The organism is Pantoea sp. FN0302 (assembly GCF_050113775.1).
GTDB classification, from domain to species: domain Bacteria; phylum Pseudomonadota; class Gammaproteobacteria; order Enterobacterales; family Enterobacteriaceae; genus Mixta; species Mixta alhagi.
Genome location: NZ_JBNJSM010000001.1, coordinates 2,024,194 through 2,036,986, shown reverse-complemented (window position 1 = coordinate 2,036,986; position 12,793 = coordinate 2,024,194). Strand labels below are relative to the sequence as shown.

Genomic DNA, 12,793 nt, shown 5'->3' with positions numbered 1-12,793 from the left:
CTGCCGCTTGGTAAAAGCACTCACTATGGCACGAAAAACCAAACAGCAAGCCCTTGAAACACGACATCAAATTATTGATGCCGCCATTGAACGCTTCTCGGAATTCGGTGTTTCGGCGACCTCGCTTGCTGATATTGCCACCGCGGCTGGCGTAACGCGTGGCGCTATCTACTGGCATTTTAAAAACAAGACCGATCTACTGAATGAGATCTGGGCGCAGTCTGAGACTGGCCTGGAGGACGTTGAGCAAGAGTATCAGGCAAAATACCCAGACGATCCACTTTCTGTGATGCGCGCCATGCTGCGTTATGTTTTTGAAGCGCCAGCGCGCGACAAACGGCGGCGCTCACTGCTGGAAATTATTTTCCATAAATGTGAATTTGTGGGTGAAATGCTGCCGTTACAGATTATGCAGCAGAACCTCTATCTGGAATGTTACGAAAAGATAGAGCAGTCCCTGAGCCACTGCATCAAGGCCGGACAACTGCCCGCTGAGCTTAATATGCGGCGGGCGACGATTGTGATCCGCGGCTATGTTACCGGCATTGTCGAAAACTGGTTGTTTATGCCAGAGAGTTTCGATATTGAACAGGATGCGCCGATCCTGGTGGAAACGCTGATTGATATGCTAAAAACCAGCCCCAATCTCAGTTAGCCCGTCCTTAGCTAAGTACAGAAAATTGCTGTTTTTTTTCAAAATCACGGCGCACAATCTCCAGCGCTGCCAGCACGGTTTCTGGCGGGATCTCGTTTTGTTCCAGCAGCATAATCAGATCCACCGCCAGTTTTATCTCATCAGAGGCGCTTTCCAGCGACATATTGTGCTCCTTAACGTCGTATAACCCGTGCAACCGCCGTCAGCAGTAATGCACCCGTCAGCGCCAGCAACAGCGCGCGCGGATGCAGGCTGGCCAGCGTGCCCCAGTTAAAATACACGCTAACATAGCCGCCGACCAGGGCGCCAATGGTCGCTAAAACCAACGTTGGTAGCCAGCTGCCGCGCCCTGACATCAATTTGCTTGCTGTCAGACCAACCAACAGACCCACAACCAGCCAGGATAACAGTCCCATATTGATGTCCTTATTAAGCGCCAATTTTAAACCTGTAAATAACAATAGATAAAATAGCCTGTCAGCGGCTGCAGCACAGCCCGCGGGCTGTGATAAAGTGATCCCGGTAGTTTTTTCACGGGACAGGGCATGCAGCGTATCATCTTACTGATTATTGGCTGGTTGGCGATCGTGCTGGGCACGCTGGGTGTGGTTTTACCGCTGCTGCCGACCACGCCGTTTATTTTACTGGCTGCCTGGTGCTTTGCCCGTTCTTCGCCACGCTTTCATCAATGGCTGTTGTATCGCTCCTGGTTTGGCGTGTATCTGCGTCACTGGCAGCAATACCGTGCGCTGCCACCGGGCGTAAAACCGCGCGCCATAGTGCTTATTATCTGTACCTTCGCCATTTCAATCTGGCTGGTGAAAATCTTCTGGCTGCGGATTATGCTGCTCTGTATGTTAGCGGCGCTGCTGCTGTTTATGTGGCGGATGCCGGTGGTTGCAGGGGATAAAACCGAGGGTTAAGGCATAAATTGACTTTTTACCTTATCGATTTTCAAACACTTAAACTGCCAGCATGGCAAACAGAGTTGCATTTGTCCTGCGGTTTGCTTAGATTTGTTCGTTTTCGTGCGTGGCTTCCCTGATTTCCTTATTTTTCGTCTGCGGAATTATCCGTCAGCGTAAAGCGAGGCTGCGCGAGTCAGTTTAGTATTCACCAGGCATAACATTATGACCGCGACTGCACAGCAGCTTGAATTTCTTAAAGACAGTATTAAAAGCGTTCCGGACTATCCGAAACCGGGTATCCTGTTTCGTGATGTTACCAGTCTGCTGGAAGATCCGCGCGCTTTCGCCACAACGATTGATCTGTTCATTGAACGCTTCCGCGATCGGGGAATTACCAAGGTAGTGGGTACCGAGGCGCGTGGCTTCCTGTTTGGCGCGCCGGTAGCGCTGGGTCTGGGCGTTGGCTTCGTGCCGGTGCGTAAGCCGGGCAAACTGCCGCGGGAAACCTATAGCGAAACCTACGATCTGGAATATGGCAGCGACCAGCTTGAACTGCATCGCGATGCGATTAAGCCAGGCGATGTGGTGCTGGTGGTGGACGATCTGCTGGCTACCGGCGGCACCATTGAAGCGACCGCTAAGCTTATCCGCCGCGCCGGTGGTGAAGTGAAAGACGCCGCCTTTGTGATCAACCTGTTCGATTTGAACGGCGAAGCCCGCCTTAACGCGCTGGGTATTGATTGCTACAGCCTGGTCGCCTTCCCGGGCCACTGAGTTTCCCGCCTTCAGCCTCGCCGTAGCGGCGGGGCTGTGTTAGCATGTCCCACTGGTTTTCAACACATCTTGTGAACGAATGAGTTATCAGGTCCTTGCCCGCAAGTGGCGTCCACAAGCGTTTTCCGATGTCGTTGGTCAGGAGCATGTTTTGACTGCGCTGGCGAACGGTTTGTCGCTGGGACGAATCCACCACGCTTATCTTTTTTCCGGCACCCGAGGCGTCGGGAAAACCACCATTGCGCGTTTGCTGGCCAAAGGGCTCAACTGCGAAACCGGTATCACCGCCACGCCCTGCGGCGTTTGCGATAACTGCCGCGAAATCGAACAGGGTCGCTTTGTCGATCTGATTGAAATCGATGCCGCCTCGCGAACTAAAGTTGAAGACACCCGCGATCTGCTGGACAACGTGCAGTACGCGCCCGCGCGCGGTCGCTTTAAGGTCTACTTGATCGATGAAGTGCATATGCTGTCGCGTCACAGCTTTAACGCACTGCTGAAAACCCTTGAAGAGCCGCCAGCGCACGTTAAATTCCTGTTGGCCACCACCGATCCGCAAAAGCTGCCGGTGACCATACTTTCCCGTTGCCTGCAATTCCATCTCAAAGCGCTGGATGTCGATCAAATCCGACAGCAGCTGGAATATGTGCTGGAGCAGGAAAATATCACTGCGGAGCTGCGCGCATTGCAGCTGCTGGCGCGTGCGGCGGACGGCAGTATGCGCGATGCGCTGAGTCTGACCGATCAGGCGATTGCCAGCGGCGAAGGGCAGGTTACCACTGAAAGCGTCGCCGCGATGCTGGGCACGCTGGATGACGAGCAGCCGCTGGCGTTAATCGAGGCATTAGCCGCCGCCGATGGTCAGCAAACCATGTCGCTGCTGCAACAGGCGGCCAGCCGTGGCGTTGAATGGGAAGCGCTGCTGGTGGAGATGCTGCGTCTGCTGCACCGTATCGCCATGATCCAACTGCTGCCTTCAGCGCTTAGCGAAGAGTATGCGGCAGTGGAGCAGCGCCTGCGTGAACTGGCGCGCGTGGTTCCGCCAGCCGATGTGCAACTCTATTACCAAACCATTCTGATGGGGCGTAAAGAACTGCCGCTGGCGCCCGATCGCCGTATGGGCGTAGAAATGGCGCTGCTGCGCGCGCTGGCTTTTCACCCGCAGGTAGAGATCGCCGAGCCGGTCACGCGACCGGTGATGTCGCCGCAGCCTAATGTACAAACGCCGCCTTCCGCCGCTGCCGCCGCGTTTTCCGCTCCGGAAGCAGCGCAACCGCAGCCGGCACCCGCCTCTGGCGCGCCGGAGACGCCTCTGCCCGACACAACCAGCCAGCTACTGCAGGCGCGTACTCAACTATTGCGCCAGCAGGGAGCAACCAAAACAAAAAAGAGTGAGCCGGCAGCGCTAAGTGCGCGGCCGGCAGGCTCGGCGCTGGAACGTCTCGCTCAGGTAACGGAGCGCGCCGCCAGACGACCAGCGGCAGAACCGGCAGCGCCAGCGAAAAAAGAGGCCTACCGCTGGAAAGCGCAAAATACGGTAGCCGAAAGCGAAGCGCCGCAGGTAGCGACGCCGAAGGCGCTGCGTTCCGCACTGGAGCATGAAAAAACGCCGGAGCTGGCCGCCAGACTGGCTGAGGAGGCGCTGGAGCGCGACGCCTGGGCCGCTGAGATCGCCACGCTGACATTGCCGAAACTGGTGCAGCAGCTGGCGCTCAACGCCTGGAAAGAGGAGACGGCGCAGGGGATTTGCCTGCATTTACGCAGCAGCCAGCGTCATCTTAACTCTACTTCAGCACAGCAGGTATTAACCGAAGCATTAAGCAATGCCAGCGGTAAGTCGGTTGAATTGACTATCATTGAAGATGATAATCCTGCGATATTGACGCCTCTGGAGTGGCGTCAGAAGATTTATGAAGAAAAACTGGCGCAGGCGCGTCAGTCCATCATTGCGGATAGCCATATTCAGACGCTGCGTCGTTTTTTTGACGCCGATCTGGATGAGGAGAGTATTCGCCCCGTTTGAATCGCCGCATAACCGGTAACGGCTTACGCGGCCCGAGCAAAAAGAGAGAACGCTATGTTTGGTAAAGGCGGTTTGGGTAACCTGATGAAACAGGCCCAGCAGATGCAAGACAAAATGCAGCAGGTACAGCAAGAGATTGCTGAAATGGAAGTCACCGGCGAATCTGGCGCTGGCCTGGTTAAAGTCACCATTAACGGTGCGCACAACTGCCGTCGTGTAGAGGTGGATCCAAGCCTGCTGGAAGATGACAAAGATATGCTGGAAGATCTGGTCGCTGCGGCTTTCAACGATGCGGCGCGCCGTATTGCTGAAGCGCAGCAGGAGAAAATGTCATCCGTTTCCGCCGGCATGCAGCTGCCGCCGGGCTTTAAGATGCCGTTCTGATGCAAACCAGCCCTTTGCTGGAATCGCTAATGGAAGCGCTGCGCTGTTTGCCGGGCGTTGGCCCGAAATCAGCACAGCGCATGGCGTTTCAGCTATTGCAGCGCGATCGCAGCGGAGGCATGCGCCTGGCTCAGGCGCTGACGCGCGCTATGTCAGAGATTGGTCACTGTACGGACTGCCACACCTTTACCGAACAGGAAATTTGCACCATCTGCGCGAACCCGCGTCGCCAGCAAAACGGGCAAATTTGCGTGGTAGAAAGCCCGGCAGATATCCATGCTATCGAGCAAACCGGGCAGTTTGCCGGACGTTACTTTGTGCTGATGGGGCATCTTTCACCGCTGGACGGCATCGGTCCGCATGATATTGGGCTGGACAGGCTGGAACAGCGGCTGGAAAAAGAGACCATCCAGGAAGTGATCCTGGCGACCAACCCCACGGTGGAAGGCGAAGCCACGGCGAACTACATCGCCGGGCTTTGTGCGCAGTACGGCGTGGATGCCAGCCGTATCGCGCACGGCGTGCCGGTTGGCGGCGAGCTGGAAATGGTTGACGGCACCACGCTGTCGCATTCGCTTGCCGGACGCCATAAGATTAAATACTGACCACTTGCTGGCACATTCTCATGTGCCAGCTTGAAAATAGTTTTCCCATCCCCATCTCTTCCTCAACGTTCGATAAACCTGTTTCAGTTGAGGTAGCAAAACCATGAAAGGACAAGAGACGCGTGGTTTCCAGTCAGAAGTTAAACAGCTTCTGCACCTGATGATCCATTCCCTCTATTCGAATAAAGAGATCTTTCTGCGCGAGCTGATTTCCAACGCTTCGGATGCGGCGGATAAGTTGCGCTTTCGTGCACTTTCCACGCCGGATCTGTATGAAGGCGATGGCGAGCTGCGCGTTCGGGTTTCTGTCGATAAGGAAAACCGCACGTTGACGCTGAGCGATAACGGCATCGGTATGCGTCGCGATGAGGTGATCGAGAACCTCGGTACCATCGCTAAATCGGGCACCAAAGCTTTCCTCGAGTCGCTTGGCTCCGATCAGGCAAAAGACAGCCAGCTGATTGGTCAGTTCGGCGTCGGCTTTTACTCTGCGTTTATCGTTGCCGATAAAGTCACCGTACGTACCCGCGCAGCGGGAAGCGCGCCGGAAGAGGGTGTGTTCTGGGAATCTGCTGGCGAAGGCGAATACACCATTGATGACCTGACCAAGGCGGATCGCGGCACTGAAATCACGTTGCATCTGCGTGAAGGTGAAGATGAGTTCCTCGACAGCTGGCGCGTACGCAATATCATCAGTAAATATTCCGATCACATCGCGCTGCCGGTTGAGATCGAAACCAAAGATGAAGAAAACGACACCACCAGCTGGGAAAAAATCAACAAGGCGCAGGCGCTGTGGACCCGCAACAAAGCGGAAGTCAGCGATGAAGAGTACAACGAATTCTATAAGCATATCGCTCATGACTTTAGCGATCCGCTGACCTGGAGCCACAACCGCGTAGAGGGCAAACAGGAATATACCAGCCTGCTCTATATTCCGGCGCGCGCGCCGTGGGATATGTGGAACCGCGACCATAAACATGGCCTGAAACTTTATGTTCAGCGCGTCTTTATCATGGATGACGCTGAGCAGTTTATGCCGAACTATCTGCGCTTTGTGCGCGGCCTGATCGACTCCAACGATCTGCCGCTGAACGTCTCGCGTGAAATTCTGCAGGATAACCGCATTACGCAAAACCTGCGCAGCGCGCTAACCAAACGCGTTCTGCAGATGCTGGATAAGCTGGCGAAAGATGATGCTGAAAAATATCAGCAGTTCTGGAGTGAGTTTGGTCTGGTGCTGAAAGAAGGCCCAGCCGAAGATCACGCGAACCAGCAGGCGATCGCGAAACTGCTGCGCTTTGCCACCACCAGCAGCGAAGGCGCGGCGCAAACCGTCTCGCTGGAAGAGTATGTCAGCCGCATGGTGGAAGGGCAGGAGAAGATCTATTACATCACCGCCGACAGCTATGCCGCAGCGAAAAGTAGCCCGCATCTGGAGCTGTTCCGTAAGAAAGGCATTGAGGTTCTGCTGCTCTCCGATCGTATCGACGAGTGGATGATGAGCTACCTGACCGAGTTCGATGGCAAAGCCTTCCAGTCAGTGAGCAAAGCGGACGAAACGCTGGATAAGCTGGCTGACGAAGAGAACGAAGCGCATAAAGAAGCGGAAAAGGCGCTGGAGCCGTTTGTTGATCGCGTGAAAACGCTGCTGGGCGAGCGGGTGAAAGAGGTACGTCTGACGCACCGTCTGACCGATACGCCCGCTATCGTGACCACCGACGCCAATGAAATGAGCACCCAGATGGCCAAGCTGTTTGCAGCGGCCGGGCAGGCGGTGCCGGATGTGAAATACATCTTTGAGCTGAACCCGGATCACGCGCTGGTGAAACGCGCGGCGGATACGCAGGAGGAAGCGCGCTTTGCTGAATGGGTTGAGCTGCTGCTCGATCAGGCATTGTTTGCTGAGCGCGGTACGCTGGAAGATCCGAACCAGTTTATTCGTCGCATGAACCAGCTGCTGCTGGCCTGAATATCATCAACGTAAGCGTTAAGCCGGCCAGTGCGCCGGCTTTTTTACCACGGCATTGATTCTGAAAAACAGCGGTTCCTTGCCGTCAGGCTGGATCCTATGGATAAATCGGTTAATGATAGCCGCAGGTAACGCACCCATTATCGCCAGAGCCGCTTCCAGACCCGTTTCCTTGTGATGATCGGGGCTTAATGGTATGTTCTTGGCCTTCTCAGTTAGATCAAAGCGATTCGCAAGGGGATTTACGCAATGCGTATTATTCTGCTCGGCGCTCCGGGCGCAGGTAAGGGCACACAGGCTCAGTTCATTATGGAGAAATACGGTATTCCGCAAATCTCCACGGGCGACATGTTACGTGCGGCGGTAAAAGCCGGTACGGAGCTGGGCAAACAGGCGAAAGCCATTATGGATGAAGGCAAACTGGTTACCGACGATCTGGTTATCGCGCTGGTAAAAGAGCGTATTGCCCAGGACGATTGCCGTAACGGTTTCCTGCTGGACGGTTTCCCGCGCACTATTCCGCAGGCTGATGCGATGAAAGAAGCTGGCATCAAGATTGACTGCGTACTGGAATTTGATGTGCCGGACGAACTGATCGTTGAGCGTATCGTTGGTCGTCGCGTTCATGCGCCTTCTGGCCGCGTGTATCACGTAACCTTTAATCCGCCGAAGGTGGAAGGCAAAGACGACATCACCGGCGAAGAGCTGACCATGCGCAAAGACGATCAGGAAGAGACGGTTCGTAAGCGCCTGGTGGAATACCATGAAATGACCGAGCCGCTGGTGGCTTATTATCAGCAGGAAGCGCAGGCGGGTAATACTCAGTACCATAAAATCGACGGTACGCGTAAAGTGACCGAAGTCAGCGCTGAGCTGGCGAAAATTCTGGGCTAACGCGCCGCGTTGATTCCATTGTCAGGAATATCCGCTGGATATTCCTGATTCATCTTCTTTCTGCCACTGTTTCCCCATTCTCTCTGCCTGTTTCGCACTATCCTCTATACTTTGCCGCTAAGCGTTTTCATCTCTTGTAAGGAAAGGTTTTTCCGGCGAGCTTATCTGTCTCAGCCAGGGTAAAATCAGCGCGTAAAACGAATTAATCCATTTGAAAAAACAGGGATATACGATGAGGCAAGATAAACCCGGCGTCTTGCTGGTCAACCTGGGTACGCCCGATGCGCCAACCACGCCAGCGGTTAAACGCTACCTGAAACAGTTTCTCAGCGATAAGCGCGTGGTGGATACGCCGCGCTGGCTCTGGTGGCCGATTCTGAACGGCGTCATTCTGCCGATCCGCTCTCCGCGCGTATCAAAGCTGTATGCGTCGGTATGGATGGAAGAGGGCTCGCCGCTGATGGTATTCAGTAAACGTCAGCGTAATGCGCTGGCCGCGAAGCTGGATATTCCCGTCGAGCTGGGCATGAGCTACGGCAATCCCAGCCTGAAAAGCGCGGTCGACAGTCTGATGGCGCAGGGCGTAACGCGCCTGATTGTGCTGCCGCTCTATCCGCAGTTCTCCTGTTCAACGGTGGCGGCAGTCTGGGATGGTCTGAGCAGCGTTTTCGCCGGCTATCGTTCGATGCCAGACGTGCATTTTATTCGCGATTATGCTGAGCATCCGGCCTATATTGCCGCGTTGAAAGCATCGGTTGAACGCTCCTTCGCGCAACATGGAAAGCCCGATCTGCTGGTAATGTCTTATCACGGTATTCCGCAGCGTTTCGCCAACGAAGGCGATGACTACCCGCAGCGCTGCCGCGATACAACTGAGGCGCTGACGCGTGCGCTTGGGCTGAGCGATAGCGAAGTGATGATGACCTTTCAGTCACGTTTTGGCCGTGAACCCTGGCTGACGCCCTATACCGATGAAACCATGCGTGGCTTACCGGCGAAAGGCGTGCGCCATATTCAGATTATGAGCCCAGGCTTTTCTTCCGACTGTCTGGAGACGCTGGAAGAGATCAGCGAACAGAACCGTGAGTTCTTTATGCATGCTGGTGGTGAAAAGTTTGAATATATTCCGGCACTGAATGATGACGCTGAGCATATTGATATGATGCTGGCGTTGGTGAATGCGCATCGCTGAGTAACGGCGGGGAGTGTGGTATCATTCTCCGCCTGTTTATTCTGAAGCTATCAACCATGAAATTTCCCGGCCAACGCAAATCCAAACACTATTTTCCCGTCAACGCCCGCGATCCGCTATTACAGCCGGTGCAACCTGAAAGTGAAACTGGCACCAGTTGGGTGGTCGGCATCGACCAGACGCTGGTAGACATTGAAGCAAAAGTGGATAACGCCTTTGTGGCGCGTTACGGACTCAGCGTTGGTCACTCGCTGGTCATTGAAGATGATGTGGCGGATGCGCTCTATGCCGAGCTGATGCGTGAAAATCTGATTACCCATCAGTTTGCCGGGGGCACCATCGGCAACACCATGCATAACTACTCGGTGCTGGCCGATGACCGCTCGGTGCTGCTGGGCGTGATGTGTAATAACGTGCAGATTGGCGGTTACGCCTATCGCTATCTGTGTAATACCTCCAGCCGGACCGACCTTAACTATCTGCAGGGCGTGGATGGTGCTATTGGCCGCTGCTTTACGCTCATCAGCGATAACGGCGAACGGACTTTTGCCATCAGCCCCGGCATGATGAATCAGCTGCGGCCGGAGAATATTCCTGAACAGGTAATTGCTGGCGCTTCAGCGCTGGTGCTGACATCCTACCTGGTGCGCTGCAAAGCAGGTGAACCGATGCCGGAAGCCACCATGCAGGCGGTGGCCTGGGCAAAGCAATATAACGTGCCGGTGGTGCTGACGCTGGGAACCAAACATGTGATTGCCGAAAATCCGCAGTTCTGGCGTGACTTCCTGCGCGAGCATGTCGCTATTTTAGCGATGAACGAAGAGGAAGGGCTGGAGCTGACCGGTCATGCCGATCCGCTTCTGGCGGCGGATAAAGCGCTGGAGTGGGTAGATCTGGTGCTGTGCACCGCTGGTCCAAATGGGCTTTACATGGCGGGCTACACCGAAGAGAGCGCGAAGCGACAAACTAATCTGCCGCTATTGCCTGGTGCAATTGCAGAATTTAATCAGTATGAGTTCAGCCGTGCAATGCGCTATCAGGATTGTCAGCAGCCGCTGCGCATCTATTCGCATATCGCGCCCTATATGGGCGGGCCGGAAAAGATCATGAACACCAATGGCGCAGGCGATGGCGCGCTGGCAGCGCTGCTGCATGATATTACCGCTAACAGCTATCACCGTAATAATGTGCCTAACTCCAGCAAACATGTGCGTAACTACCTGACTTATTCCTCTCTGGCTCAGGTCTGTAAATATGCTAACCGGGTAAGTTATCAGGTACTGAATCAGCATTCGCCGCGTCTGACACGCGGCCTGCCGGAGCGGGAAGATAGCCTGGAAGAGGCGTACTGGGAGCGATAATGACCATGGCGCGGCGTAACGCCGCGCCATCTGTTTATGAAGGATTGTGCGGCGTTAGCATTGGCTGCGTTTCCAGCCCGGCTTTCAGCATCGCCAGCATACTGTTGGCGATCTCCCGTTCGCCCATAATGACGTTATCAGCGCCGCGCTCCAGAATGTAATGCACTTCATCGTCATAATGTGCACGGGCGATAATCTCCAGATGCGGATGTTTTTCACGCGCTGCCGCGATAATTTCACCTGCCTCATAGCCGTTGGGAATGCTCATCAGCAGCCAGCGTGCGCAATCCAGTCGCGCCAGCTCCATGGTTTCAGCACGCGCCGCATTACCTAAAATAACCCGGATGCCTTGCTCACGCAGCGCTTCAACGCGCGGGCGTGAATGCTCTATCACCACAATCGGGATTTCAGCCTCTGTTAACAGCTGGCTCACCAGGCAGCCCACACGACCATAACCGACAATCACCGCATGGTTACAGATATTGACCGGGAGCTGTTTTTCTTCTTCCGTGGCCTCTTCCAGACTCCGCTCTTCGAAATTCTCATTTTTATCCAGATAGCGTTCCAGCAGAGTAAACAGAATCGGGTTGAGCATGATCGACAGAATCGCGCCAGCCAGTACCAGGTTACGCCCTTCATCGCTGAGCATATTCAGCGAAATACCCAGACCGGCAAGAATAAAGGCGAACTCGCCGATTTGCGCGAGGCTGACTGAGATAGTCAGTGCGGTGCGCCGCGAATGGCCCAGCAGGGTCACCAACAGCCAGGCCGCCAGCGACTTACCGAAAACGATAATAGCCAACACGCCCAGCACCGCCAGCGGTTGCTGAATAAGTATCATCGGGTCGAACAGCATGCCCACGGAAACGAAAAAGAGTACGGCAAAGGCATCGCGTAACGGCAAGGTATCGTGCGCGGCGCGATGGCTTAACTCCGACTCATTCAGCACCATGCCAGCGAAGAAGGCACCCAGCGCAAAGGAAACATCAAAAAACTCCACCGCGCCAAAGGCGATGCCGAGCGCCAGCGCCAGCACCGACAGCGTAAACAGCTCGCGTGAGCCGGTGGCGGCGCTGCGTGCCAAAATCCAGGGAACGACCCGGCGGCCTACCACCATCATCAGCACCATAAAGGCGGCGACCTTACCAATGGTAAACAGCAGATCCCATGCCAGCAGCGCAAAGCTGGCATTGCCTTTTTCCATCATGCCGGCAATCGCTGGTAGCAGTACCAGCGTGAGGACCATAACTAAATCTTCAACAATCAGCCAGCCTATTGCAATCTGACCGCGCTGCGTATCAATCAGCTGGCGCTCTTCCAGCGCCCGCAGCAGCACAACGGTACTGGCGGTAGAGAGACAGAGACCAAACACCAGCCCGTTCATCCATTCCCAGCCCAGCGCCATGCTCAGCCCCATTCCCAACAGCGTGGCAACGGTAATTTGCGCAACAGCGCCTGGAATTGCGATCGCTTTGACCGCCATAAGATCTTTCAGCGAGAAATGCAGCCCGACACCAAACATCAGCAGAATAACGCCCAGCTCCGCCAGCTCCTGCGCCAGACTCATATCTGCAACGAAACCCGGTGTGAAGGGACCTGACAGAACACCCGCCAGCAGATAGCCCACCAGAGGAGAAATGCGTAGCTTGCTGGCGAGCATTCCTAAAAGAAAGGCGAGGACAAGGCCTCCGACGATGGTGGTAATCAGCGGGGTGCTGTGGTGCATGCTTTCTCCTTCTGTGTGTAACTGTGTCCGGTTGTAAATAGTGTAAAACAATATGGGGTCATCGGTTTGAAAATAAATGGATAAAAACTTAAAAACAGAAGGGTTCTCTAAAAATAAATGGATAAGTGCGATTTGTTTTACTTATGATTGGTTAATCTTGATAAATAAGGTGTTCTTTTATTGATGGAATTGCAAAAAAGTTGAGGTAAAAACAGCTAATTTGTCATATCAGATTAATGAAATGGCGGTAAAAGAACATAAAGATAAAGAGACTACTGTTTTACTGTTAATTTTCTGCT

13 protein-coding genes and 1 other annotated feature are annotated in these 12,793 nt (G+C 54.5%); of the genes, 10 read left to right on the top strand and 3 right to left on the bottom strand.

Annotated features, from left to right (window positions below; all coding sequences use genetic code 11):
- Window positions 1-25: 25 nt before the first annotated feature.
- Complete coding sequence (gene acrR / locus ACQE32_RS09610) at window positions 26-655, top strand: multidrug efflux transporter transcriptional repressor AcrR (RefSeq protein ID WP_426974606.1); 630 nt, start codon at window positions 26-28, stop codon at window positions 653-655.
- Between the two features lie 7 nt (window positions 656-662).
- On the opposite strand, the gene rsmS is transcribed toward acrR, so the two are convergent.
- Window positions 663-818, bottom strand: a complete 156-nt coding sequence (gene rsmS / locus ACQE32_RS09605) for a pleiotropic regulatory protein RsmS (RefSeq protein WP_426974605.1) — start codon at window positions 816-818, stop codon at window positions 663-665.
- A gap of 10 nt (window positions 819-828) precedes the next feature.
- The gene (locus ACQE32_RS09600) at window positions 829-1,071 is read right to left on the bottom strand and encodes a GlsB/YeaQ/YmgE family stress response membrane protein (protein ID WP_426974604.1); all 243 of its coding nucleotides are present in this window, start codon (window positions 1,069-1,071) and stop codon (window positions 829-831) included.
- Between the two features lie 129 nt (window positions 1,072-1,200).
- Here ACQE32_RS09600 and ACQE32_RS09595 point away from each other — a divergent pair, with 129 nt between their 5' ends.
- The 9 genes from ACQE32_RS09595 (at window position 1,201) to ACQE32_RS09555 (ending at window position 10,768) form a co-directional block, all read left to right on the top strand.
- Entirely contained in the window at window positions 1,201-1,578 is a 378-nt protein-coding gene (locus tag ACQE32_RS09595) for a DUF454 family protein (RefSeq protein WP_426974603.1), read from the top strand.
- Between the two features lie 207 nt (window positions 1,579-1,785).
- Window positions 1,786-2,337: an adenine phosphoribosyltransferase gene (gene apt, locus ACQE32_RS09590; RefSeq protein WP_085067686.1), complete on the top strand. Its 552-nt coding sequence runs from the start codon at window positions 1,786-1,788 to the stop codon at window positions 2,335-2,337.
- A gap of 79 nt (window positions 2,338-2,416) precedes the next feature.
- On the top strand, window positions 2,417-4,360 hold the full coding sequence (gene dnaX / locus ACQE32_RS09585) for a DNA polymerase III subunit gamma/tau (RefSeq protein ID WP_426974602.1): 1,944 nt from the start codon (window positions 2,417-2,419) through the stop codon (window positions 4,358-4,360).
- Window positions 3,702-3,763, top strand: a sequence feature (DnaX frameshifting element). Its footprint overlaps the gene before it by 62 nt.
- Window positions 4,361-4,414: 54 nt before the next feature.
- On the top strand, window positions 4,415-4,744 hold the full coding sequence (locus tag ACQE32_RS09580) for a YbaB/EbfC family nucleoid-associated protein (protein WP_085067684.1): 330 nt from the start codon (window positions 4,415-4,417) through the stop codon (window positions 4,742-4,744).
- Window positions 4,744-5,349 (top strand): recombination mediator RecR, encoded by a 606-nt coding sequence (recR, locus tag ACQE32_RS09575; protein ID WP_085067683.1) that lies wholly within the window; start codon window positions 4,744-4,746, stop codon window positions 5,347-5,349. The genes ACQE32_RS09580 and recR overlap by 1 nt, the downstream gene beginning before the upstream one ends.
- 103 nt (window positions 5,350-5,452) lie before the next feature.
- Window positions 5,453-7,321 (top strand): molecular chaperone HtpG, encoded by a 1,869-nt coding sequence (gene htpG / locus ACQE32_RS09570; RefSeq protein WP_427021670.1) that lies wholly within the window; start codon window positions 5,453-5,455, stop codon window positions 7,319-7,321.
- Window positions 7,322-7,570: 249 nt separating this feature from the next.
- Window positions 7,571-8,215, top strand: a complete 645-nt coding sequence (gene adk / locus ACQE32_RS09565) for an adenylate kinase (RefSeq protein WP_426974600.1) — start codon at window positions 7,571-7,573, stop codon at window positions 8,213-8,215.
- 232 nt (window positions 8,216-8,447) lie between these two features.
- Entirely contained in the window at window positions 8,448-9,407 is a 960-nt protein-coding gene (gene hemH / locus ACQE32_RS09560) for a ferrochelatase (RefSeq protein WP_426974599.1), read from the top strand.
- 56 nt (window positions 9,408-9,463) lie between these two features.
- Complete coding sequence (locus ACQE32_RS09555) at window positions 9,464-10,768, top strand: inosine/guanosine kinase (protein ID WP_426974598.1); 1,305 nt, start codon at window positions 9,464-9,466, stop codon at window positions 10,766-10,768.
- Between the two features lie 34 nt (window positions 10,769-10,802).
- On the opposite strand, the gene ybaL is transcribed toward ACQE32_RS09555, so the two are convergent.
- Window positions 10,803-12,494: a YbaL family putative K(+) efflux transporter gene (ybaL, locus tag ACQE32_RS09550; RefSeq protein WP_427021669.1), complete on the bottom strand. Its 1,692-nt coding sequence runs from the start codon at window positions 12,492-12,494 to the stop codon at window positions 10,803-10,805.
- Window positions 12,495-12,793 lie beyond the last annotated feature (299 nt).

Bases quoted from the DNA above. Each gene is read 5' to 3' on its own strand.
- recR (WP_085067683.1), top strand. From the start codon at position 4,744: ATGCAAACCAGCCCTTTGCTGGAATCGCTAATGGAAGCGCTGCGCTGT.
- adk (WP_426974600.1), top strand. From the start codon at position 7,571: ATGCGTATTATTCTGCTCGGCGCTCCGGGCGCAGGTAAGGGCACACAG.
- dnaX (WP_426974602.1), top strand. From the start codon at position 2,417: ATGAGTTATCAGGTCCTTGCCCGCAAGTGGCGTCCACAAGCGTTTTCC.
- ACQE32_RS09580 (WP_085067684.1), top strand. From the start codon at position 4,415: ATGTTTGGTAAAGGCGGTTTGGGTAACCTGATGAAACAGGCCCAGCAG.
- acrR (WP_426974606.1), top strand. From the start codon at position 26: ATGGCACGAAAAACCAAACAGCAAGCCCTTGAAACACGACATCAAATT.
- ACQE32_RS09600 (WP_426974604.1), bottom strand. From the start codon at position 1,071: ATGGGACTGTTATCCTGGCTGGTTGTGGGTCTGTTGGTTGGTCTGACA.
- apt (WP_085067686.1), top strand. From the start codon at position 1,786: ATGACCGCGACTGCACAGCAGCTTGAATTTCTTAAAGACAGTATTAAA.
- htpG (WP_427021670.1), top strand. From the start codon at position 5,453: ATGAAAGGACAAGAGACGCGTGGTTTCCAGTCAGAAGTTAAACAGCTT.
- ybaL (WP_427021669.1), bottom strand. From the start codon at position 12,494: ATGCACCACAGCACCCCGCTGATTACCACCATCGTCGGAGGCCTTGTC.
- ACQE32_RS09555 (WP_426974598.1), top strand. From the start codon at position 9,464: ATGAAATTTCCCGGCCAACGCAAATCCAAACACTATTTTCCCGTCAAC.
- hemH (WP_426974599.1), top strand. From the start codon at position 8,448: ATGAGGCAAGATAAACCCGGCGTCTTGCTGGTCAACCTGGGTACGCCC.
- rsmS (WP_426974605.1), bottom strand. From the start codon at position 818: ATGTCGCTGGAAAGCGCCTCTGATGAGATAAAACTGGCGGTGGATCTG.
- ACQE32_RS09595 (WP_426974603.1), top strand. From the start codon at position 1,201: ATGCAGCGTATCATCTTACTGATTATTGGCTGGTTGGCGATCGTGCTG.